This window comes from Flavobacterium sp. ACN6 (assembly GCF_002304005.1).
Taxonomy (GTDB): Bacteria; Bacteroidota; Bacteroidia; order Flavobacteriales; family Flavobacteriaceae; genus Flavobacterium.
The window spans coordinates 232,382-254,548 of sequence record NZ_MRCQ01000002.1; the positions used below are offsets into that span (position 1 = coordinate 232,382).

Consider the following 22,167-nt stretch of genomic DNA (forward strand, 5'->3'; position numbering starts at 1 on the left):
TACAGTATTTCTATAATTTTTTATATTAACATTCATAATTGAAATTGATTGGGATATTATCCTAAAAAAACAAAAAGCCTGTAAACGTTACATTTACAAGCTTTTTATCTAACTAAAGTAAAATATTTATTCTTAGAAAGTCACCACTTTCACTCCAAGAGTAAACCATCTTGAAGGTAACGGCACTGCTCCTACTTCATAATAAGCTGCATTAAAAATATTCTGAGCATCCAAAAAGATCGTAAATTTCTTTATAGACTGACTTACTCTAAAATCATTTACCCAATAAGAAGGTCCTGTAATTCTTTCGTTAAAACGAGTTGCAAATAATACAGAGAAATCTCTGTACTGATAATCTACTGTATTGGTAATTTGATGTTTTAAAGAAGAAATAAGATACTTAGAATATATTTCGGTACGTGAACTTTCAAATTGAGAGTCTAAGTACGTATAAGCCAAAAGAATATTCAATCTAGAATCTTTAGAAAAATCAAATCTATAATTACCGCGTAAGTTGATTCCGTTTGTTTTCAAATCGCCTGTGTTTTGACTCTGCCAAGGCACCGTTGTCGCATTACGCATCCAGTCGATATAATTGTCTATTTTTCTGTAGAAATAATTTGCATTAAAACTTAAAGCTTTCTTGATGTATTTAAAACCAATTTCACTTTGAAAAGCATTTTCAGAATCTAAATCGGCGTTCCCAATATTTCCTGTTTGCTGCAAATACAAATCTGTAAATGATGGAATTCTTTGGCTCGTTCCCACGTTTCCTATAATTTTAAACGCATCTGTAATGGCATAACTTGCATCGATACCTGGATAAATCTGCCATTTATAATCGGAATTGTAATTTAGATAAGTACCAACATTTACGTCTAATTTTTCTGTAAAACTTGTTCTGTATTCCGCATAAAGTCCAACATTTTCACGATCGTGATCGCCAATATTAGACGAATGAATATTTTCATTTCTAAATTCTGCTCCAAAACCAATTTCACCTTTAGATAATTTAACGGTAGAGTTCAACTCTCCCGCAATAGAATTGGTATAATGCTGACTTCTTCCAACATTTAAATTAGCATTTCCTAAATAACGATAATCATCATAATTGTATCTATAGGTTATTCTCGGCATAATTTTCCAGTTTTCAGTAATAGCATGCTTCGACTGAATGTTGGCAAATGTAGTTTGTACAATTTCGGTAGAATTAATATCGCCCGGCGCTGCATAAAATCCGTTGGCTCCAAATCCGTTGTTGATGTACCCCGCCGAACCTAAAATTTCATTAGAATCATTAATCTGTACATTTCCCTGATAGAAAATTTTATTATTTTCGAATGCAGTATTATAGCGATACCCATTGCTTTTGTCATGAGAAGCAAAAATTAAATGCTGTTGTTTTTCTTTTCCTAAAACAGCTCCCGCCTGAACTCCGGCGCCATAAAAAGTATCTCCTGTATCTCTAGTATCTTTTTCAAAATTAGATCCGGCGTATGTACTTACTAAAAATCCAGAATCTGTTGGTTTTTTGGTCACAATATTAATAGCTCCCGTCAAACTGTTGATTCCAAAAGTTCTTGCAGCCGGTCCGCGAACTACCTCAATTCTTTCAATTGCTTCAACCGGAAGAGGCAAATTAAGCATATTATGAGCCGTTTGCGAATCGATTACTTTAGCACCGTTCAACAAAACAACTGTCTGCTCAAAACTACCGCCGTCCACACTAATATCGGCCTGCGTTCCAAACGGTCCTCTTTGTCTGATATCTACTCCATTTGCATATTGCAATACTTCCTGAAGCGTTCTTCCTGGAAGCTTTTTAATGGTTTCACTCGAAATGATGTACACATTTCTATTTTGCTTCGAAATTGGCGTACTAAAACGGTTTTCATTAATTATTACTTCCTCCATATTAGTAATGGAATCCCTTGTCTGCGCGTAAAAACTGGTACAAATTACTGAAAAGACAGCAATATAGATTTTTTTCATTTGGTTATTATTTTTTTGGCAAAAGTAGTACCTTGCCGTACCAATAAAGTATACCAGTTTTATAATTATGGATAGTCCGGTTGAAATTCCTTTTAGAAGCTTTATTCAGCTTAAGCCAGAAGAAAGCACAGCAATTTATCTGCAGCTTGTTTTTGAATTTATCAAAGCCATACAAACGGGTTTCCTTCCGGAGGGAACAAAACTTCCGGGCACGCGAATTCTCTGCAAAGTATTGGCGGTAAACCGAAACACTTTGATTAAAGCTTTTCAGGATCTCGAATCGCAGGGCTGGATTGAAACGCTTCCTAATAAAGGAACTTTTATTTTATCGCAGCAAAAAAAAAACAAGGCCGAATTTCCAGTTTTAAAAGAACAGAATCAATCTGAAATACCTGCTGGTTTTACTTTTCAACGTTCAACTATTCTCGAAAATCCAACAGAAATCAGCAATTTGCCTTTTCAGTTTAATGACGGAATGCCCGATTTGCGTTTGGTGCAGACAGATGTTTTGGCGAGACTTTATGTTTCTAAATTAAAAAGGAGAAAAACCTCCAAAACCTACGAAGAGATTCAGCTGCGTTCGCACTCTAATTTTAAAACTCATTTCTCTAATTACTTAAATCTTACGAGAGGAATTCGAATTTCGACTTCTAATCTTCTTACTACAAGCAGTCACGAAATTGGTTTGTACCTCGTAACAAAAGTCCTTATTGGTTCTGGCGATAAAGTTGTGGTGGCTTCTCCCGGATATTATATGTCCAATATGACATTGACAAACACAGGAGCGCAGATTATTTCGATTCCTGTGAATGAAGATGGAATTGATACCAAACGCTTGAAAGAAATCTGCGAAACTTCTACCATCAGAGTTTTGTATCTTACTTCCAATTATCATTATCCAACTACGATTCTGCTTAGTGCAAAAAAAAGAATTGAAGTTTTGGAATTAGCCAATCAATACGGTTTTGTTATTTTGGAAGATGATTATGACTTTGATTTTCATTATGATAATAATCCAGTGCTTCCTTTAGCCGCATTCGATTCGAACCAGCGCGTAGTTTATATAGGATCCTTTGGAAAATCACTTCCTTCGGGATTTAGTTACGGATTTGTTGCTGGGCCATCTGAATTTATTAAAGAATTAGAAAAACATCAAAACATACTCGAGCCTGGAATTGATGTGATTAAAGAACAAGTTTTAACCGAATGGATTACGGAAGGTGAAGTGCATCGTCTTTCGAAAAAAAATAAAAAAATCTACAGAGAACGTCGCGATTATTTTGTTTCGCTGCTCAACGAAAAACTAAAAGACCAAATTCAATTTAAAATCCCGCCACGAGGTTTAGCTGTCTGGGTAGAATGGCAGGATCATTTTAACCTTATAAAATTGCAGAAAGAATGTCATAATAACGGATTATTCCTGCCGAAAACTATTTTATACCAAACCAAAAACCTTACCGCAACACGTTTAGGATTTGGTCATTTGGAAAAAGAAGAAATGGAAAAAGCCATAACTATTTTAAGCGAAAGTCTCGAAACTGTTATTTCTTTAAACGAATAAAATTTACAATTCAAGAATCCTGACTTAGACAAAGTATCTCATATACTGTCAATTATGTAATTTGTAAATTTAATACTATAATCTGAATAGGCATTTGGAAAGTAACTTTGATGCACGTTATTTTCCAAAAGACACCTAATTATGATTTACACAACTCTTCAATTAGTCTTAGTTTCTATTGCGGCAACATCAGCCATGACGTGGTTTAGTTATGCAATGTCTAAAAGTTTTAGAGAATTATATAAAGAGCCGGTGCTTTTAGGTTACGCCATTGACAAAATGAAAATTGATCTTTCGACCCAATCAAAAATAACTTGGGGATGGTTATTACATTATGTAATTGGTTTTTTGTTTGTCGTCGGATATCATATTGTTTGGGTAAAGAATATTGCTCCAATTTCACCACTCAGCGCTCTGCTACTAGGGGCTATCAGCGGTGTAATTGGCATAATCAGCTGGATAATTATTTTCAGTATGACCCATCATCAACCCCCAATTGATTTTAAGGGTTATTATATTCAGCTGTTCTTTGCCCATGTAATATTTGCAATTGTTGCAGCTGCACTGTACTCTATTTCATTAACACTGCAAAATTATTAACTCAAGCTTATGTCACTTTCTAAATACAACCAAAAAAGAGATTTTAAACAAACGCGTGAGCCGAAAGGAAAAATTGAAAAATCGGCAGATGAGTTGATTTTTGTGGTTCAAAAACATGCTGCCTCTCATTTGCATTATGATTTTAGATTAGAAATGAATGGCGTTCTGAAAAGCTGGGCGGTACCAAAAGGTCCTTCAATGGATCCTGAAGTAAAACGTCTTGCCATGATGGTTGAAGATCATCCGTACAGCTACAAAGATTTTGAAGGCACAATTCCAGAAGGAAATTATGGCGCTGGAAATGTTATAGTTTGGGATAATGGAACGTATACTTCTGACGAAAAAACTACCTCTGACGAAAAACAATTATTAGCCGATCTTAAAAAAGGACGTTTGAGTTTTATCTTAAAAGGAAAAAAACTTAAAGGTGAATTTTCGCTGGTCAAACTTCATGGGAAACAAGAAAATGCTTGGCTTTTAATTAAAAAACAAGATAAATACGCGACAGATACTGATATTTTAGAAAATAATAAATCAATTATTTCTAAAAGAACTTTGGAAGAATTGGAAAAGAAAGCTGCAAAATTGACTCCAAAAACCGAAGCAAAAAAGACAGCTGTAAAAGCGGCCAAAAAAAAGCCTGAAGTAAAAGTTTCAGAAGTATTAGAAGCCTCCTTTGTTAAACCAATGCTTGCCAATACTACCGAAAAACCTTTTGATGATGAAGAATGGATTTTTGAAAACAAATACGACGGTTACAGAACTATTGCTGTAATTAATCCGCCGAAAGTTGATTTATTCAGCCGCAATAAAATTTCGTTTGATGCTAATTTTAAACCTATTGCAGATGAATTGGCACTAATAGATCATACTGTAATTCTGGATGGCGAAGTTGTGGTTGAAAATGAAGCCGGGCGTGCCGATTTCCAGATGCTGCAAAATTATCTTAAAACGGGAATTGGAAACTTAAAATATTATGTTTTTGATTTGTTGAATCTCGACGGAAATCCAATAACAGAATTATCGCTTCTGGACCGAAAAGAACTGCTTAGAATTTTATTTAATAAATATTCTTTTTCCAATATTTTCTATTCTGAACATACCGTTGGCGATGGAATCAAGCAATTTGAAAAAGCCAAAAAAAGTAACAGCGAAGGAATTATAGCCAAAAAAGCAGATAGTTCGTATACTATAGCTGCCAGAAGTAATAGTTGGCTGAAAATTAAAATTTCTAACGAAGAAGAAGCGATTATTATTGGAATTACAGAACCTAAAAATTCGAGAAAGTATTTCGGCGCAATTCTGCTTGGACAATATAATGGTAAAGAATTGCAATACATTGGCAAATGCGGTACTGGTTTTACAGAATCGGTTTTAAAAGAACTTTATACCAAATTGAAGTCTTTGTTTAGTGACAAATCACCGCTTAAAGAAAAAGTTCCTTTGCGGGATAAAATTCAATGGGTGAAACCCAAAATAGTTTGTCAGGTGAAATATTCGGAATGGACGCAGGATAACAATTTAAGACATCCCGTTTATTTGGGATTAAGAGTAGACAAAAAAGCCAGCGAAGTTACTTTCAATGGCAATACTAAAAAAAGCAGTACTAGAGAAAATAAAGAAACCAATGATACCATACCAGCGATGGAAAACTTAAAAGAACAGAAAACCGAAAATGATTACGATTTGAAAATTGGAAAAACGACTTTGCATTTAACCAATCAAAATAAAATCTATTTTCCAAAAGACGGCATTACAAAAGGCGACATTATCCAATATTATAATGAAGTGGCGCCGCTTATGCTGCCGTATCTAAAAGATCGTCCAGAATCTATGAACCGTTTTCCGAATGGCATTGATTCGCCTAGTTTTTACCAAAAAGATGTTGATGTGGACAAAACACCGAAATGGCTTAAAACCAAAAAAATATTCTCTGAATCCAATGATGATGATGTTAATTATTTGATTTGTAATGATAAGGAAACACTGCTTTATATGGCAAATTTAGGGTGTATTGAAATGAACCCGTGGAATTCGACTATCAAGCACATTCAAAATCCAGACTGGCTTGTTATCGATTTGGACCCTGCGACAGAAAATGATTTTCCAATTGTTGTACAAACCGCTTTAGTAGTCAAAGAAGTCATGGATGAATTGGATACAGAATGTCTGTGCAAAACTTCTGGCGCCACTGGACTGCACATATACATTCCGCTTGGAGCGCAGTACGATTATGATTCAATTAAGATTTTAGCCGAATTAATTGCCAAAGAAGTGCACGCCAGACTTCCCAAAATTACTTCGATTGAACGCAGCATCAAGAAAAGAAAAAACAAATTGTATATCGATTTTCTGCAAAACAGAAGAGGGCAAACTTTGGCTGCGCCTTATTCCGTTCGACCAAAACCTGGCGCTACGGTTTCAACGCCTTTGGAATGGAGTGAAGTGACAGATAAATTACATCCATCTCAATTTACCATTAAAAATGTGCTGTCTCGTTTTGAGAAAAAAGGCGATTTGTGGAAACCTGTTTTATCAAAAGGCGCCAACATTAAAAAGATTATTCACAAACTGGAAGAAAACAAAACCGACTAAGAAGATTTTTTCTTTTTCGTTTCCAAACTTGCTTTCAGCATTGACATTAAATCGTCGCTTTGTTTGTGTACTACTTTTAGTTTTGGAGATGCTTTTTGTGGTTTTCCTTTGGCTTTCTTTTTAATAATATCCAAAAGTTTGGCGGTATATTCATCTTTAAATCCGGCAATATCAAATTTCTCCGTAAGCTGATCGATTAGTTTTTCGGCCATGTCCATTTCTTTTGTCGATTTTTTGGACATTGGAGGCAGTTTTAATTCGCTCGTGCTTCTTATTTCCTGTTCAAAGCGAATTCTGTTTAAAACAATTACATCCTTATATGGTTTTAAAATCGCAAGACTTTCTTTATTTCTTAAAACAAAGCGCGTTACGCCCACTTTTCCAGATGCCTGCAGCGCATCACGAAGTAAACCGTAGGCATTCATCGCACCTTTATCTGGCTCGAGATAATAAGGTTGTTCGTAGTAAATACTCTGAATTTCTTTTTCTAAAACAAAACTTTCAATATCAATAGTTTTGGTTTTGATGGCATCTGCAGCCTCAAAATCAGAATCGTCTAGAATGACATATTTATCATCCAATTTATAGCCCTTTACAATATTGGCAAAATCAACTTCTTTACCCGTATCTTCATTAACACGTTTAAACTTGATATGAGCATGATCTTTTTTATCGAGCATATCCATATCAAGACTGCTTTCCTCTACTGCAGAAAAGATTTTTATCGGAATATTAATTAATCCAAAACTTACTGAACCTGTCCAAATTGATCTCATGATTTTTGTTTTAGAAATATCTCCTAAATTAAAGTAGAAACCAGCTTTAAATGTTACAAAATCAAGTTGTTATTTTTATAAAGTTATGGGGTTCAATCTAGGCATTATAGTATAAAAAATTAGGAGTTATAAGTCAGACACTCTAACTCATAACTCCTAATTTATTAAGGCTAAAAACTAAGAACAAAGGACTAAGACTAATCACTTGAACTAAGAACTAAGACTAAAGACTAATTACTAAAGACTAATTACTAAAGACTAATTACTAAAGACTAATTACTAAAGACTAATTACTAAGAACTAACAACTAATCACTAAGGACTAAGAACTAACAACTAATCACTAAGGACTAATCACTAAGAACTAAATTACCATCCTCTAACCGCTCCGCCTTTAAATTCCTGCTCAGCTGCTTTTTCAACTTCAGCAGATTGAAAAGCTTGCAAAAACTGTTTTACTTTTTCTTCGTTTTTATTGTCTTCACGGCTTACCACCAAGTTCACATAAGGCGAATCCTTATCTTCAACAAATAAAGCATCACGCGAAGGAACCAATCCTGCAGCAGAAGCAAATGTATTATTGATAATTGCAATTGAAACATTTTCGTCGTCTAGAGCACGAGGCAGTTGAGGAGCTTCTAGTTCTAAAATTTTCAAGTTTTTAGGATTACTTACAATGTCTGTAACTTTAGGAAGCAGGCCCACATTGTCTTTCAATTTTAATAAACCATTTTTTTGCAAAAGCAATAAAGAGCGTCCTCCGTTTGTTGGATCATTTGGAATAATAATCGTGCTTTCGTTTTTCAATTCAGCAAGGCTTTTTATTTTTTTAGAATAACCTGCGATCGGGTAAACAAATGTTTTTCCGATGATAGCCAATTTATAACCGCGTTGTTTAGACTGCTCATCTAAATAGGGTTTATGTTGAAAAGCATTTGCATCAATATCTCCCTGACTTAAAGCTTCATTTGGAATAACATAATCGTTGAAAGAAACCAATTCAACTTCTAATCCGTATTTTTCCTTTGCTACTTTTTTAGCTGCTTCAGCCACTTTTAATTCTGGTCCAGAAGCCACTCCCACTTTTATAAAATGCGGATCATTATTTTTACTTTTTCCGCAATTAGATAAAACAAGTGCCAAAGCCAAAACTCCAGCTGTTTTAAAAATATTTAGTTTATTTTTCATTTCTATTTTATTATTTTTTTTCACTTTTCACTTTCCACTTTCACTTTAGACTTTAGACTTTAGACTTTAAACTTTAGACTTTAAACTTTAGACTAAAAACTATCTATGATCAAATCGTTTTGATAATCTGTCTCCCACGAACTGAATCACGAATACCAGAATAACCAATAATGCTAATACCGAGTTCATCGTTACGGCATCATAACCAATGTAGCCATATTGATACCCAACCTGCCCTAGTCCGCCGGCACCAACAGCGCCGCCCATTGCAGAATAACCTACAAGTGTAATTAAGGTAATCGATGCTGCGTTGATTAAAGAAGGCAGTGCTTCTGGCAATAATACTTTGTATACAATTTGAAGCGGCGTTGCACCTAACGCTCTTGCGGCTTCAATTAATCCTGAAGGAAGACTTAGTAAACTATTTTCGACCAATCGGGCAATAAATGGCGCTGCACCAATGCTTAACGGAACTAAAGCCGCACTCACACCAATCGACGTACCTACAATGGCGCGTGTAAACGGAATCATCCAAACAATTAAAATAATGAATGGAATGGAACGAAAAACATTTACCAAAACCGATAAAGTTCTATTTAAAACCGGTTGTTCTAAAATTTGGTTTTTACGTGTAAGGAACAGTAAAATTCCTGTTGGAAGTCCCAATAAAAATCCAAAAAATCCCGATACAAAAGTCATAACAATGGTTTCCCATGTTCCTTTTAACAATAATTCTATAATGGAATCAGACATAACCTATAATTTCTGTTTTAATATGTTTCGAATTAAAATATTGAATTGCAGCATTGTAATTTTCACGTTTTCCTGATAACTCAATCAGCATTACACCAAAATTAACTTCACCAGCCTGATCCATTTGAGCGCTTACAATTTTAAAATCAGTATCAAAAAGTCTGGAAACTTCTGAGATCACAGGTTCGTTTACCGACTTTCCTGTCATTTCCAATTTCAATAACGGATTCAAAGTTCCGTCGTCTTCTTGTTTTAATTTTTCCTGATAAACCGCTGGGATATCAATATGCAAGGAAGAAGAAATAAATTCTCTGGTTAATTCATGTTTCGGATCTGCAAAAATCTCGCCCACACTTCCCTGCTCTATTAGTTTTCCGTGGCTAATTACAGCCACTTCATCACAAATAGATTTTACAACTTCCATTTGGTGCGTAATCAGTAAAACTGTAATATTTAAACGTTTATTAATATCTTTCAGCAAATTCAAAATAGATCTTGTAGTTGCAGGATCTAAAGCGCTTGTTGCTTCATCACATAATAGTACTTTCGGATTATTCGCCAAAGTTCTTGCAATTGCAACACGCTGTTTCTGACCTCCAGAAAGACTTGCAGGATAATCGTTTGCTTTTTCGGCTAAACCAACTAATTGCAGTAATTCTAAAACTCTGTTTTTAATTTCTGCTTTTGAAGTTCCTGCAAGTTCCAATGGAAAAGCAACATTTTCGAAAACAGTTCGTGAAGAAAGCAGATTAAAATGCTGAAAAATCATTCCGATTTGTCTTCTTTCGATCGCCAATTCTGAATTTGATAATTGCATTAAAGCTTTACCGTCTACAATAATTTCTCCCGAAGTTGGTCTTTCCAATAAATTCACACAGCGAATCAAAGTACTTTTTCCAGCTCCCGAAGTTCCAATTACACCAAAAATTTTCCCCGGCGGAACTGTAAGCGAGACATCAGACAAAGCAGCAACAATCCTGTCTTTCTGATGAAACGTTTTGGTAACATTTTTTAATTCAATCATTATTTAACTAAGTTTTAAAATCAAAAAAGCCTTTCAAAGTTATGAAAGGCTTTTTTCGAAATAAATATCATTTATATATAAGCCAGATCAATAAGTTTCATAACAGCGTCACAGCACATCATACTGCAGCTATAATAATTCTTCATATTCTGGTTACTATTTTTCATTGTCGCTGCAAATTTAAGTAGTTATTTTTAATTTTTCTGTAAAAACTGTCAAAACTTTTATTAGCCTATCAATGTAGTAGGTTTTTTAGGTGTTTCAAATTCCAAATTCCAAATTCCAAATTCCAAATTCCAAACTCCAAATTCCAAATTCCAAATTCCAAATTCCAAATTCTAAATTCCAAACTCCAAATTCTAAACTCCAAAATCCAAAATCCAAATTCTAAATAAAAAATTCCAAATTCCAATTGATTTTGGAATTTGGAATTTGAAATTTGTTTTTTTTTGGGGTTTTAACCCCTAATTATTCTGCTCTGCAATTGATGCTTTATTCAGTTTTATAATTCTGATTTTTTTATTGGTATTTTCCGATAGAAAAATGAGATCATTCAGCTGCGCCGTTCCAACAATAGTTCCGAAGGCATTTTGACCTAAAATATCTGATGCGTTAACCACGGCTTTAGCATTCTTTTTCATGAAATCTTCTTTTGGATATAATCTTAAATAAGAAACGTTTCCAACATTTTCTGATGTCACTGCCCAGTCAGAACTAAAACTAACCGAAATTGGTTTTACATCTAAAAACTGCATTTTTTCTGGCTCTATTGGTGTGGTAAGCGACTTTGCTGCATTTGCTTTAATATTGGCAATATTATAATACAAATAACTTTTTGCATCTCTTCCGGCTACTACGAGATTGCCGTCATAAACATCCATTGAATATACTTCTGTATAGCCATTTAATGTATTTAATTTGGCAATTGGTTCTAAATTCCAGTTGCTTGTCTCGGTAATCTGCGCCGTTTCGAAAACTTTTATGGACTTTTCTTTTTCTTTTACAAATACCAATCCGTCTTTAACCACTACGCCAAAAACGTGTACAAAAGTCTGCCACCATTGGCCGTTTCCAACAGTGCTTATTCCTGCATTGGTCACTTCATCAAATACAAACAACCTTGATTCGGTGCTTCCCAAATAAATACGTCCTTTGTCAACCGCAACCGAAGTCAGACTCGTTAACGGAATTGTTGTTGTTCCTTTTGTGTATTCTTTAATGGTTTTGATATGCGCGAATGTAACCGCATTAAAAATTTCTAAAACATTGCCGTTAACAACATATAATTTTTCGTTAGAAACGGCTATTCCTTTAGGATCAAATGCTTCAGTGCTTCCAGGTATATTTTGTGCAGTTAATGTTGCTTCATCGGTTGGATAATAGTACTCATAATTTTTAGATTCGAGCTCGTCTTTACTGCAATTGCTAAAAAAGCAAAGTAGAAGAATTAGGGGCAAAATATGTTTCATGTCTCTTTTATATTTTAATTCCATTTTCCTTCGCCTTTATATTTCAGCAAAAATGGATTTTTTGGATTAACGGTAAATACTGGTTTTTTATACGTTCCTTTTACGTAAGTTGTTTTACTGTAGGTTTTTAAAACTTCCGGATCTGTAAAAGGAAGATCATTGATATGAATCAAATACTTATAAAAATGAGTCAGCATTTCCTGCTGGCCTCCGCCTTCACCGCTGTTTGCTAAATTACTGCTGTGGTTAAAACCAATATGATGCGAATACTCGTGTGACCAAACTGACATCTCTCCTACCCAATGTCCAGTTACATATCCAGACTCCCATTGCGAAGCCAAAGCGCCTCCACCCCAAGCAGAATCGCCACCAACCATCGCCATATAAACGGTTCTTTTGTCAAGGTAATTCCAGTATATTTTTTCAATTTCTTCTTTTGGAAGATAATCGTAAACGCCGTCAACGTCATCGGCATTTCCGTGCCAGTTCAAAGCGCCGTTTATTGCCGTTCCTGCCAGCGCAGCCTGCTCTTCTTTGTATTTGTCAAAATTGATAAAAGTGCTGTAATACAAAGGATGACTTAAGGCATAAGAATAATTAATAATCATGGTAATCGCTTCTTTGGCCAAAACTGGATTCATGGGAAGAAATTTTCCTAATTCATTAATATGATACCCATCGTGAAACTGAACTAAATGATTGGATTTTATTTTTTTGATTTTTTGAAATAATGGATCTTCTGATTCTACCGAAAATTCAATTGCTCCAGAAGAAAATCCTTCAATTTTATCAATGGTTACTGTATTTCCTGTTTCTAACAAATAGTCGTTTTTCTGATCTGTCAAAGGAATTTTATGAAAGGAACGATGAAAAGCTGGTATTTTTGAAAAACTGTAAATCAAGAAACGTTTATCGTAATTAGGCAGTTTCGCATAAATCTTGACATCTGAAAGTCCGACTGGCGAATACAGCGAAACTTGTACAGAATCTTTTCCTTTTTGAATAACCTGAAGCGGTTCGTTTACTCTAAACCAACGATCTGTTTTGTCGTACATTCTGGCAGGATCTTCATCATCTGCAAACATTGTCAATGGGTGGTTTTCTGCGGGCAAAGCTGTGGCATCAATGCTCGGCAGGTAGTTTGGCTGGTACGAATCTGCGTCGTCACTGCAGCCAAAAAGTATACTTGCAAAAATTACAAGTAAATAGTAGTGGGGTTTTCTCATTTAAGTAAGTAGGTTTGGGGTTAAATAATTTATACAAAACTATCAATATGCTTTTTAAAAACAAGTATATTGAAAGAAAAGTATGTATTTAAAATATACTAAAAGTAAGTTTTACCAAACACAACAATACTTATAAGTCAGATTTAAAAGCTTATATCTAATTTATTTTGGGTTAAATCTAAAGTTTCGATTTTGGATAAATCAGCATTAAATTTTACAAATGCTGCAGGAAAACCCACTTTTATTTTTCCGAATTTATCTTGCATTCCAATTGCAGCAGCAACTCTTGTTGTAGCCATTTTTACAGCTTCATCTGCAGCAACATGGAGATGGTTATAAGCATTTTGCACTGCTTCTGCCATTGATATTGCAGCGCCAGCCAAATTGCCGTCTTCATTTCTATAAAAACCATTTTCTAAATGAGCATCAAAATTATCCCATTTAAAATTGGAAACTTTTCGCCCTAAAAATGTAGCATCGCTGATAAGAAAGAATTTATCTTTTTTTAACTGATACGCCACTTTTGCAGCTGCATAATCGCAATGTACGCCGTCTAGAATTACTGGACCATAGACTTCGTCATTTTCAAAAACAGCGCCAACCAAACCTGGTTCACGATGTCCAAACTGCGTCATGGCATTAAACAAATGGGTTACGAGTTTTATGCCTTTGGCAAAATACTGCTGTGCTTCTTTGTGGGTAATTGTAGAATGTCCTATTGAAATGGTAATACCACTTTCGATCAGCATATTGTGCTGTTCATCGGTAAAACATTCTGGGGCAATTGTAATTAGTTTTATTACGTCTTTTCCATGCTTGATAATTTCTTCGAGTTCTGCATTGGTTGGTTTTCGAACTTGATCAATACTGTGCGCGCCGCGTCTTAACGGATTTAAAAATGGTCCTTCTAAATGCATTCCAATAACACCGTTATTATGCTTTTGTCTATACTGACGAACCGCTTCAATTCCTTTTAATATGGTTTCGTTTGAAGAAGAAATTAAACAAGGTAAAACATGTGTTGTTCCATATTTTAAACTGGAGTCGTAAATATCCTGAATCGTTTCTTCGTTTGGAGTCTGACTGAAATAATACTTTTCGCCTCCATTAATCTGAATATCTATAAATCCTGCCGCAATATGACTTCCTCCAAGATCAATTTGCTCCATACCAGTTGGAATCTGTTTTTGTACCGAAATAATTTTTCCGTTTTCTACAACGACAACTCCATTTTCGATTATTTCGTCACCAGTATGCACGACAGCATTTACGATTGCTTGTTTCATGTTTATTTATTTCTTTTATTTTCTTCTTTCAAATTTAATGAGTAAGATTGAATTAATCTTTTGAAAGGCAAATAAAAATAAAGAATAGAAATAAAAAAGCACTTTAATCTGCCCCTCCGTCGACGCTGTCAAATGTTTCGCGTTCTTTAGGTTTAACGCTGTATTTTAACGAAAACATTGGTCCGTAATAAACATCAAATTGAGTTCCGTTGGTACGCAGCTGCATTTGTCCTATCACACCTGCTAAAAAATGAAGGTTTGGCGTAATTCCGGCGCTATAATAAACGGAAAGCCTAAAAATATCAAAATGTTCGTCTGCGTAATCTTTGGAAGCAAATTTGAGCATAAGTTCTGTGTAGTAGCCTATATTTGGCGCTAAAAAAATAGGTTTTGTACTGCTTTGACTTAAAAAATGATTAACACCAAACCGCGCTCTTAATCTAGGAATAGTTTGATGATTTCCATTTCTGTCATCGAAAAATTTAGTTTCAAAACGCACTTGTTCAAATATTGATCCTCTGGGCATATTCTGCGTAAATGTCCCCATAACTATAAGTCTGTTTTCGAGAGTTTTATAGTTACCTGCTTCATCAACTGCATATTTTTGGTTGTGCGCATAGCCCAGCCACAATTTAAGATTTTTAAACCCTGAATAAATAAGCCACGGTCTTATTACTTTTCGCTGTGTGTATTCAAAAGGATTATCATTAGTGTAAGTTCCTTGCGTAACCAGCTGTACATCTGCCTGACCGCTGAGATGCCATTTTTCAATTAACGGAAAAGCAACATCAACCTCTTCTATAGAGGCAGGAATAAAACCAATTGAATAAGGCGCATCTTGTGCTTTTAAAATCTGTGCAAAGATTGTACAGCATAACAAAACCAAACTTCTCTTTAATAAATCCATAGCACGTAAAGTTTTAATTTTCAATTAAAAACAGAAATAAAAAGCCCGGATCAAATTTAAAGAAACAACCTAAACACAATTTAAAAAAGCTGTTGCATATTATAATATGGAACAATTTTTACAGCTAAAAAAAAAGCTTCAGAAAAATATCTGAAGCTTTTTTGAAATTAAATTCTGAAAATTAATATAGTACAGTCATCGCCAACTGTATATTTTATGTGTTAATCTGGATTGGCCAGTATTTTGTACAATTCGGCATTCGAAATATAAAACTGGTTCTCTAAAGTAATCTGCGAAAGCTTCGCACTTACCAGATTATTTTCTCTTGAATTGATTAAGAAAATCGAACTTTCTCCAAAAGAAAACAGTTTTTCTTCTGAGCTTAACATGGTCATATAATCGTTAACCAGATTATCGATTACGTTTTTCTGTTTTCTCAAAGAGGCAATTTCGGTTTGCTGCGCCTTTATTTTATTTTTAAGTTCTAGTCGCTGCTGTCCAATATCAAATTGCAGATCTTGAATTTTAATTTTAGCCATTTTTAAATTTCCACGCTCTTTTCTCAAGAAAATAGGGAAACTAAAATCGACATTAAACTTATAATCATCTGCATTAAAAGTGTTCCAATATTGAGGTTCTGATATGTAGTTGTACCCAACATTTACCTTTGGCAGTAATGAATTGGCTTTCAACTGTCGGTTTACTTCCAGAATCGACATTTTAGTTTCTAAAGATTGAATTTTCGGATGTGAGTCCAGCGATTCAACATCAACCATCATGGCATCTGTTCGTAAAGTTTCTTCAATGGTCTGACCTAAATTCTGCTCTGGTTTTACCATTTCGCCCAATTCAACAGGAACATTTTCAATCCATAAATAATTAGCCAAATTTAGTTTTGCCTTTGCTAGTTTTAATTTTCCATTTTCAAAATTTAGTTCTCTGTTTCTTACGGTAATTCTGGCTTCTACGCTGTCAATTGCAGGAGAATCTCCAGACTCAATTAATTTCTTAACTCCAGAAAAACGAGTACTTGCAAAGCCTAAATAATTCTTATACAGTTCAGCTTCGTTGTAGCTTTTTCTCCATTCGAAATAAGCTTCACTTGCTTTGTACAAAACGGCAATTGCTTTTAATTTTCGTTCGGCATCGCTTAATTTTACTTGAAGTTTTCCTTCTCGAACATCGGCCATTCTCTGATTAATAAACATTCCCTGACCTAAAGCCACACTGATTCCAAGCGAAGTTAATCCCGCTTCGGGCGTACGATTCTGCGGATTGTAATATTCTCCGTCCGTATCATCAAAACCAGCTTTGATCTCAATTCCATACCAAGTTGGAATTTTAAAACTGCTGTTTAATAATGAATAATATTCTGTTCCTTTAAATTCTTTCTTACTGTAATCTACTTCAATTTTCGGATCAAATCCACCGCGCGCTGCCATTAATTGGGCCTGTGCACTTGTCACTTCCAGATTAGCTTGTTTTACGAGCGGATGGTATTTTTTTACATATCCCAAAAACTCGCTGAAACTCAATTCTTCTTCATTAAAGTTTTGACTTTGAAGCGAAGAAAAACTCAGCAGAAATAAGAAAGAAAGCAATTTTACAAGATTTCTCATTTTATTTTTTCTCCTTTCCTTTTGCTTCTTTTTCACCTGAATTATAATAATTTGGAGGAAAACCATTTAGGTTTCGCCAAACTTCATACCATACAGAAACGGTTTCCAGCAATGCAATACTTTGCGCACCAGCACCAATACTTAATTCTTTCGGCCAATGACGGTCTTTTCCGTCTGGCGAAATCAAGACTCTGTATTTTCCGTTTGCACTAATAAAGTTTTCGATCGCTACTACTTTTCCGCCATACGTTCCGTAGGATAATCCCGGCCATCCAGAAAATACAATTCGAGGCCATCCGTCAAACCATACACGAACTTTTGCACCACGGTGCACCAACGGTAAATCGATAGGATCTACATAAGTTTCTACTGCAATATCATAACTCGATGGCATAATGCTTACTACTGGAGTTCCTTCTTTAATAGTTTCTCCAAGACCTGCCAATAAAGCACGGTTGACATAACCGCTCTGAGGCGCTGTAATATAATATAAACCGTTTCTTAATCTATAATTCGTATATTGATTTTCCAGTTTATTTACCTGCGCTTCTGTATCATATTGTGTACTTAATGCTGTAAATTTATCACTTCTTGATTTTGATATTTTTTCAGCGTATTCGGCAGTAATTCTATTAATTTCAACTCTAGCGTTTATTAATTCGTTTCGGCTGCTCAACAGTTTATTTTCCTGCGTAATAATATAAGCTTCAGATTCCTGCAGTTTCAATCTTTTCTGCTCGACATCTGTCATTGGCTTTAAACCTTCTTTGTTTAATGCCGTAGAACGATCAAATTGCGTATTAGCAATTCGCAATTGTGTTCGAACAGCAACAAGATCCATACTATCACTTTTTATTTTCAGCTGCGCTTGCTTTATTTTATTTCGAGCCTGCTCTAACTTCAATTGTCTTTCTGTTGTAAGCGACTGCGCCTGAACATCAAGAGAACCCACTTTATCACCGTACGATTCTGCTGCCATTCTTTTGGCATCAACTTGTTCTTTGGTATTTCCAACCAAATTTGGATCGAGGTAATCTTCTTTGATCTCAGAAATAAAAAGAATTGTATCTCCTTTTTTTACATAATCACCCTCTTTTACAAACCATTTTTCAATTCGACCCGCGATAGCATTATGCACCGTTTGCGGTCTTTGGTCTGGTTTTAAAGTCGTAACAGAACCGCTTCCTGAAATATTCTGCGTCCAAGGCAGAAAAAGACAGCCAACAAGAAAAATCAAAAATCCGATTATAACTTTGTTTAAAATTCTGTAATGTGGTCTTCGGGCAACACTTGTAATAGACTTGTAGGTGCCCGGAGTTATAAGTACGTTATTATCTTTAGATATATTGAGCATGATTAAAGATTTATGTCGTTAATAATTTTTCCATCGTCAATCGTGATCATACGACTGCATTTGTTCTTCCAAATATCATTTTTAGAAGTTACAATTACAGTCCAGTCGTTTTCTTCAGAAAGTAAAAAATCAACAATTTTGTTCGAAGTTATATCGTCCATTTTATCAACCGGATCTTCTAAGAATAAGATATTCGGTTTCCCTACAATACTTCTAGCCAAAAGAATCTTCTGCACATCAGAAGCAGAAAGTTCGCGTCCGCCCGGATGAATCTGATTATCCAGTCCGTTTTCAAAAGTTTTAATATACGGTGTAAGGCCCACATTGTCCAAAGCCCATTTTAAATCCTCGCTGTTTAATGTCTCGTTTCCAAACACGATATTTTCGCGAATGGTTCCTGCAAAAAGAGTATCGCCTTGTAAATACGTTCCTGCCTGCGCTCTATACGTATCTTCGCTAAGACGGTTCATATAATTATCCGTAACATACATGGCGCCGGTTTCTGGCTCGATAAGTCCAGAAAGAAGTCGCAGTAAAGTACTTTTTCCAGCTCCGTTTGTTCCTGTAAGAATGATTTTTTCTCCTTGAGAAATTTTCAAATTCACATTCTTAAGCGATTTTTTGTTGTGATCTGGATAATTGTAACTGATACTTTCCGTCTCAATATTGATTCCTTTTTCTGTTTTATCAGAAGTCTGCGGAATACATGCAATTTCCATGTCCGTAACCTGTCCAATTTTTTCAACAGAAGTCAATACGTCGTAGAAAGATTCCAAACCGAAAATGATTTTCTCCACAGAGTTAATCAATAATACAATTACAATCTCAGCTGCTACGAACTGCCCTATGTTCATTTGGTGGTGAATTACCAGAAAACCACCGATCGACAATAAGGCAGCGGTAACAATTACTTTAAAAATAGTCAGCTGTATATATTGTTTTTTCATTACCTGAAAGTGCTTTTCGCGGTAATTTACATATTGGCTTACATAACCGTCATTTCTGTCCAAAGCATATTCAAAAGCGCCTTTTCTGCGGAAACTTTCTCTGTTGCGGGCAATTTCCTGAAGCCATGCCGCCACTTTATATTTAAACTTCGATTCGTTCAAACTGGTTTCTAAACCATCTCTGTACGAAAATTTAAAAATAATGTATAGAATAACAATGAAAAGTAGTCCGATAACCATAAAGAAAGAATGGTACAATACTAATAAGATAATACCCAGACCAACTTGTAGAAATGCTGTACAGAAATCAAGCAGTAATTTTGCTGTTCCTTTCTGCACCATTAAAGTATCGAAAAAACGATTGGCTTTTTCGGGTGCATATTCAGAGTACATTTCTTTAAATTTAATGAGAGGCATTCTGTATGCAAATTCAAAAGAAGAACGTACAAAAATACGCTGTTGCAGATTTTCGACTATACGCAATTGCAGAATGGTTAAAACGCCGCCAAAACCAACTCCAATTGTAACTAAAACCACGAGAACAATCCAAGAAACACTGAGTTGTCCGCTTTGAATAAAATTAATAATAGCCTGAATTCCTAAAGGCAGTGAAAGGTTTACTAACCCTCCAAAAGCAGCATAGAAGATAATTTGATATACATCGCGCTTATCGAGCTGCAATAAGTTATAAAAACGTTTTAATGGTGTCATGAATGTAAGTATAAATACTGGAATATTACATAGAATAAATATACGGCAAAAACCGCATTCGAGATTAAGATTTTTATCTTAATCCCTAAAAAAAAACAAGTATTTACGAATTTATTCGAGGAGGCGGTAAATGTATTTTACCATGAAAACCAAGCGAAAAGATTGGATTATTAATGTAGCTTTTTCCTTTGGTTTCGCTTTGAAAATAAAAGTAAGGCATCATTGATTCTATCGAAATCAAATATTCCATTGCAGGAATGCCTTTTGCTAATTTAGCAGTTTTAGTATCTTTTGCTTCGTAATCATCCAGTTCTTCCGGAATTCCGTCACACTTAAAGACTTTCTTTAAAAAATTACACGCTATACCTTTTACAGTATACGTTTCAGCATTATCATTTATAATTCGGCCGAAGCTGTTTGAGATGTTTAGGCTGCTGATTAAAAAATAGCCCACTAGTAACACCTGAAGGCATTTCGAAAAAAAGCTATTTTTAATTTTTTTCAACATTTTCTAAAAAACAAAAGTTACACCACCTATAAATCATAATTAAAAGACGTCGACAAATCATTTTTTAATTTCCTGCCTTCTATTTTACCGCTAAATTTATTTTTTAGTCTAAAAATCACATTCAATTTTATTAAAAATCTCAATGATTTAAAGCTATTCGTCTAATTTTTATGAGCGCGCAATTTAGAGCCAATTTTTTTTCAGAACATTAAAATAACATTAGAATTTGGGTCTTTTTAAAACTTTAAAAAGAAATTAACAGGACATTCTTACACTTTGCCTATTATCGAAATTATATAACGGTGGGCTGTAATTCTATAACTCACAAATACATAGGAAATCTACTTTTGATAATCGAAAAATTTGATAAAATATAATAAAGAATATACAAGTGTTACCCATTAAAGAAACCCGATTTATAAACCATTTAATTCATAATGAAGAGATGATCTACGCGAAAAATGATTTGACCCGATTTTTAGATGCACAAAATAAACTTTATCTGACTGCTCTTTCTGAGATTAAAAAAGGTAAAAAAGAAACACACTGGATGTGGTTTATTTTTCCGCAGATAAAAGGATTAGGAAAAAGCACGCTCTCTGATTATTATGCTGTTGCAGATCTTAGAGAAGCGACTGAGTTTTTAAATCATCCGATTTTAGCCAAACATTTAATTGAAATTTCAAAATTGCTTCTGACTTTAAAGAAAAAGTCTGCCGAAGGTATTTTGGGAGAACTTGGCGCCAAAAAACTACAATCGTCAATGAGTTTATTTGTTCAGGTAGAAAATGCTGATCCTGTTTTTCAAGAAGTTTTGGATACTTTTTTCTACGGACATTTGGATCAAATGACTTTAAACTTTACTAAAAAAGCTGTTAAACAGCCAGAACCTGTACTTTCTTAATCTGTTTAAAACCGAAATTTTAATCTTCTTTGCCAATTAAATTAAAATTCGAAAATACAATTTCAGAAATAAAAAAATCTGCTGTAGATTATTCTGCAGCAGATTTTTTATTTTATAATTTGTTAAACTTTTAAAACGTAATACGAAGTCCTAATTGATTATTAGAGGCAACTATTGTCGTTTTAATATCACTATCTGCTAATTCGTTAGCGGGCAGTTTACTATTATACTTTCCAATCGCTTCTCTAATTCTTCTTGGATATCCAATTTTTATCGGAATCGAAGCAACAAGCAAAATACCACCAATAACAGCAAAAGTCATATTAGAACGATCTGAAGAAACCTGCGGATATTGCGAAGATCCAGTCGAGGTAATATTATCGGTGTTCATTGCTGTAATCACATTTGCACCTATCATTGCCAATCCTCCATAAAAGAAAACATTTCCGAAGGTTTTCTTGCTTCGGCCCGCGTTGTACAATTTCAGAGCTTCTGGATTGTCGCGCATAAATGTTCGAACATCTGTTGGAATTACTTTTTTGCCTTCAGAATTATAAACAGCTCCTCCTGTTCCGTACGTAAAGTGCTGGGCAAATCCTGCCGTGGAAATAATAAAAAGCAAAATGGTTAATTTTTGTTTCATTATGTTAGTTTGTTTTTGGTTAAAATATTCAGGTATAAATATATAAAATAGAAAATACCTACAAAATATTGACACAAAAAAGTTAAGGCAGTAACTATTTTAAAA

Annotated in this window: 18 protein-coding genes; 4 read left to right on the forward strand and 14 right to left on the reverse strand. The window is 34.6% G+C overall.

Annotation, left to right across the window (positions count from 1 at the left end; all coding sequences use genetic code 11):
* Positions 1-132: 132 nt before the first annotated feature.
* Positions 133-1,992: a TonB-dependent siderophore receptor gene (locus tag BSF42_RS03955; RefSeq protein ID WP_095951824.1), complete on the reverse strand. Its 1,860-nt coding sequence runs from the start codon at positions 1,990-1,992 to the stop codon at positions 133-135.
* A 67-nt stretch (positions 1,993-2,059) separates the two neighbouring features.
* Here BSF42_RS03955 and BSF42_RS03960 point away from each other — a divergent pair, with 67 nt between their 5' ends.
* The 3 genes from BSF42_RS03960 to ligD all read left to right on the forward strand — a co-directional run bounded on the left by BSF42_RS03960 (position 2,060) and on the right by ligD (position 6,748).
* Positions 2,060-3,553 carry a PLP-dependent aminotransferase family protein gene (locus BSF42_RS03960; RefSeq protein WP_095951825.1) on the forward strand — a complete coding sequence of 498 codons (1,494 nt, stop codon included), beginning with the start codon at positions 2,060-2,062 and terminating at the stop codon, positions 3,551-3,553.
* A 141-nt stretch (positions 3,554-3,694) separates the two neighbouring features.
* Positions 3,695-4,153: a hypothetical protein gene (locus BSF42_RS03965; RefSeq protein ID WP_253250974.1), complete on the forward strand. Its 459-nt coding sequence runs from the start codon at positions 3,695-3,697 to the stop codon at positions 4,151-4,153.
* A 9-nt stretch (positions 4,154-4,162) separates the two neighbouring features.
* The gene (ligD, locus tag BSF42_RS03970; protein ID WP_095951827.1) at positions 4,163-6,748 is read left to right on the forward strand and encodes a DNA ligase D; all 2,586 of its coding nucleotides are present in this window, start codon (positions 4,163-4,165) and stop codon (positions 6,746-6,748) included.
* On the opposite strand, the gene BSF42_RS03975 is transcribed toward ligD, so the two are convergent.
* The 12 genes from BSF42_RS03975 to BSF42_RS04030 all read right to left on the reverse strand — a co-directional run bounded on the left by BSF42_RS03975 (position 6,745) and on the right by BSF42_RS04030 (position 20,470).
* The gene (locus tag BSF42_RS03975) at positions 6,745-7,524 is read right to left on the reverse strand and encodes a Ku protein (protein WP_095951828.1); all 780 of its coding nucleotides are present in this window, start codon (positions 7,522-7,524) and stop codon (positions 6,745-6,747) included. The two genes, ligD and BSF42_RS03975, sit on opposite strands and share 4 nt — an antisense overlap.
* A 368-nt stretch (positions 7,525-7,892) precedes the next feature.
* Positions 7,893-8,711 (reverse strand): methionine ABC transporter substrate-binding lipoprotein MetQ, encoded by an 819-nt coding sequence (gene metQ / locus BSF42_RS03980; protein ID WP_095952061.1) that lies wholly within the window; start codon positions 8,709-8,711, stop codon positions 7,893-7,895.
* A gap of 99 nt (positions 8,712-8,810) precedes the next feature.
* Complete coding sequence (locus BSF42_RS03985; RefSeq protein WP_095951829.1) at positions 8,811-9,464, reverse strand: methionine ABC transporter permease MetI; 654 nt, start codon at positions 9,462-9,464, stop codon at positions 8,811-8,813.
* A complete protein-coding gene (metN, locus tag BSF42_RS03990) occupies positions 9,457-10,488 on the reverse strand; it encodes a methionine ABC transporter ATP-binding protein MetN (RefSeq protein WP_095951830.1) in 1,032 nt (343 codons plus the stop codon). Before metN ends, BSF42_RS03985 begins: the two co-directional genes overlap by 8 nt.
* A 464-nt stretch (positions 10,489-10,952) precedes the next feature.
* Positions 10,953-11,957 carry a hypothetical protein gene (locus BSF42_RS03995; protein ID WP_253250975.1) on the reverse strand — a complete coding sequence of 335 codons (1,005 nt, stop codon included), beginning with the start codon at positions 11,955-11,957 and terminating at the stop codon, positions 10,953-10,955.
* A 14-nt stretch (positions 11,958-11,971) separates the two neighbouring features.
* Complete coding sequence (locus BSF42_RS04000; protein ID WP_095951832.1) at positions 11,972-13,183, reverse strand: hypothetical protein; 1,212 nt, start codon at positions 13,181-13,183, stop codon at positions 11,972-11,974.
* Between the two features lie 143 nt (positions 13,184-13,326).
* Entirely contained in the window at positions 13,327-14,469 is a 1,143-nt protein-coding gene (gene nagA, locus BSF42_RS04005; RefSeq protein WP_095951833.1) for an N-acetylglucosamine-6-phosphate deacetylase, read from the reverse strand.
* A gap of 103 nt (positions 14,470-14,572) precedes the next feature.
* Positions 14,573-15,376 (reverse strand): DUF2490 domain-containing protein, encoded by an 804-nt coding sequence (locus BSF42_RS04010; protein WP_095951834.1) that lies wholly within the window; start codon positions 15,374-15,376, stop codon positions 14,573-14,575.
* Between the two features lie 221 nt (positions 15,377-15,597).
* A complete protein-coding gene (locus BSF42_RS04015) occupies positions 15,598-16,995 on the reverse strand; it encodes a TolC family protein (protein WP_095952062.1) in 1,398 nt (465 codons plus the stop codon).
* Position 16,996: 1 nt separating this feature from the next.
* On the reverse strand, positions 16,997-18,349 hold the full coding sequence (locus BSF42_RS04020; RefSeq protein ID WP_095951835.1) for an HlyD family secretion protein: 1,353 nt from the start codon (positions 18,347-18,349) through the stop codon (positions 16,997-16,999).
* Positions 18,350-18,351: 2 nt separating this feature from the next.
* The gene (locus BSF42_RS04025) at positions 18,352-20,007 is read right to left on the reverse strand and encodes a peptidase domain-containing ABC transporter (RefSeq protein ID WP_095951836.1); all 1,656 of its coding nucleotides are present in this window, start codon (positions 20,005-20,007) and stop codon (positions 18,352-18,354) included.
* A 103-nt stretch (positions 20,008-20,110) separates the two neighbouring features.
* Positions 20,111-20,470: a hypothetical protein gene (locus tag BSF42_RS04030; RefSeq protein ID WP_253250976.1), complete on the reverse strand. Its 360-nt coding sequence runs from the start codon at positions 20,468-20,470 to the stop codon at positions 20,111-20,113.
* Between the two features lie 490 nt (positions 20,471-20,960).
* Between BSF42_RS04030 and BSF42_RS04035 the strand changes: the two genes are divergently transcribed.
* A complete protein-coding gene (locus BSF42_RS04035; protein WP_095951838.1) occupies positions 20,961-21,419 on the forward strand; it encodes a DUF1810 domain-containing protein in 459 nt (152 codons plus the stop codon).
* Positions 21,420-21,549: 130 nt separating this feature from the next.
* On the opposite strand, the gene BSF42_RS04040 is transcribed toward BSF42_RS04035, so the two are convergent.
* On the reverse strand, positions 21,550-22,062 hold the full coding sequence (locus tag BSF42_RS04040) for a hypothetical protein (RefSeq protein ID WP_095951839.1): 513 nt from the start codon (positions 22,060-22,062) through the stop codon (positions 21,550-21,552).
* Positions 22,063-22,167 lie beyond the last annotated feature (105 nt).

What these genes read in the sequence shown, in the direction of transcription:
- BSF42_RS03955 (WP_095951824.1), bottom strand. Translation starts at nt 1,992, where the DNA reads ATGAAAAAAATCTATATTGCTGTCTTTTCAGTAATTTGTACCAGTTTT.
- BSF42_RS03995 (WP_253250975.1), bottom strand. Translation starts at nt 11,957, where the DNA reads ATGAAACATATTTTGCCCCTAATTCTTCTACTTTGCTTTTTTAGCAAT.
- BSF42_RS03975 (WP_095951828.1), bottom strand. Translation starts at nt 7,524, where the DNA reads ATGAGATCAATTTGGACAGGTTCAGTAAGTTTTGGATTAATTAATATT.
- ligD (WP_095951827.1), top strand. Translation starts at nt 4,163, where the DNA reads ATGTCACTTTCTAAATACAACCAAAAAAGAGATTTTAAACAAACGCGT.
- BSF42_RS04000 (WP_095951832.1), bottom strand. Translation starts at nt 13,183, where the DNA reads ATGAGAAAACCCCACTACTATTTACTTGTAATTTTTGCAAGTATACTT.
- metQ (WP_095952061.1), bottom strand. Translation starts at nt 8,711, where the DNA reads ATGAAAAATAAACTAAATATTTTTAAAACAGCTGGAGTTTTGGCTTTG.
- BSF42_RS04015 (WP_095952062.1), bottom strand. Translation starts at nt 16,995, where the DNA reads ATGAGAAATCTTGTAAAATTGCTTTCTTTCTTATTTCTGCTGAGTTTT.
- BSF42_RS03960 (WP_095951825.1), top strand. Translation starts at nt 2,060, where the DNA reads ATGGATAGTCCGGTTGAAATTCCTTTTAGAAGCTTTATTCAGCTTAAG.
- BSF42_RS04020 (WP_095951835.1), bottom strand. Translation starts at nt 18,349, where the DNA reads ATGCTCAATATATCTAAAGATAATAACGTACTTATAACTCCGGGCACC.
- BSF42_RS04025 (WP_095951836.1), bottom strand. Translation starts at nt 20,007, where the DNA reads ATGACACCATTAAAACGTTTTTATAACTTATTGCAGCTCGATAAGCGC.
- BSF42_RS04010 (WP_095951834.1), bottom strand. Translation starts at nt 15,376, where the DNA reads ATGGATTTATTAAAGAGAAGTTTGGTTTTGTTATGCTGTACAATCTTT.
- nagA (WP_095951833.1), bottom strand. Translation starts at nt 14,469, where the DNA reads ATGAAACAAGCAATCGTAAATGCTGTCGTGCATACTGGTGACGAAATA.
- BSF42_RS04040 (WP_095951839.1), bottom strand. Translation starts at nt 22,062, where the DNA reads ATGAAACAAAAATTAACCATTTTGCTTTTTATTATTTCCACGGCAGGA.
- BSF42_RS04035 (WP_095951838.1), top strand. Translation starts at nt 20,961, where the DNA reads ATGATCTACGCGAAAAATGATTTGACCCGATTTTTAGATGCACAAAAT.
- metN (WP_095951830.1), bottom strand. Translation starts at nt 10,488, where the DNA reads ATGATTGAATTAAAAAATGTTACCAAAACGTTTCATCAGAAAGACAGG.
- BSF42_RS03965 (WP_253250974.1), top strand. Translation starts at nt 3,695, where the DNA reads ATGATTTACACAACTCTTCAATTAGTCTTAGTTTCTATTGCGGCAACA.
- BSF42_RS03985 (WP_095951829.1), bottom strand. Translation starts at nt 9,464, where the DNA reads ATGTCTGATTCCATTATAGAATTATTGTTAAAAGGAACATGGGAAACC.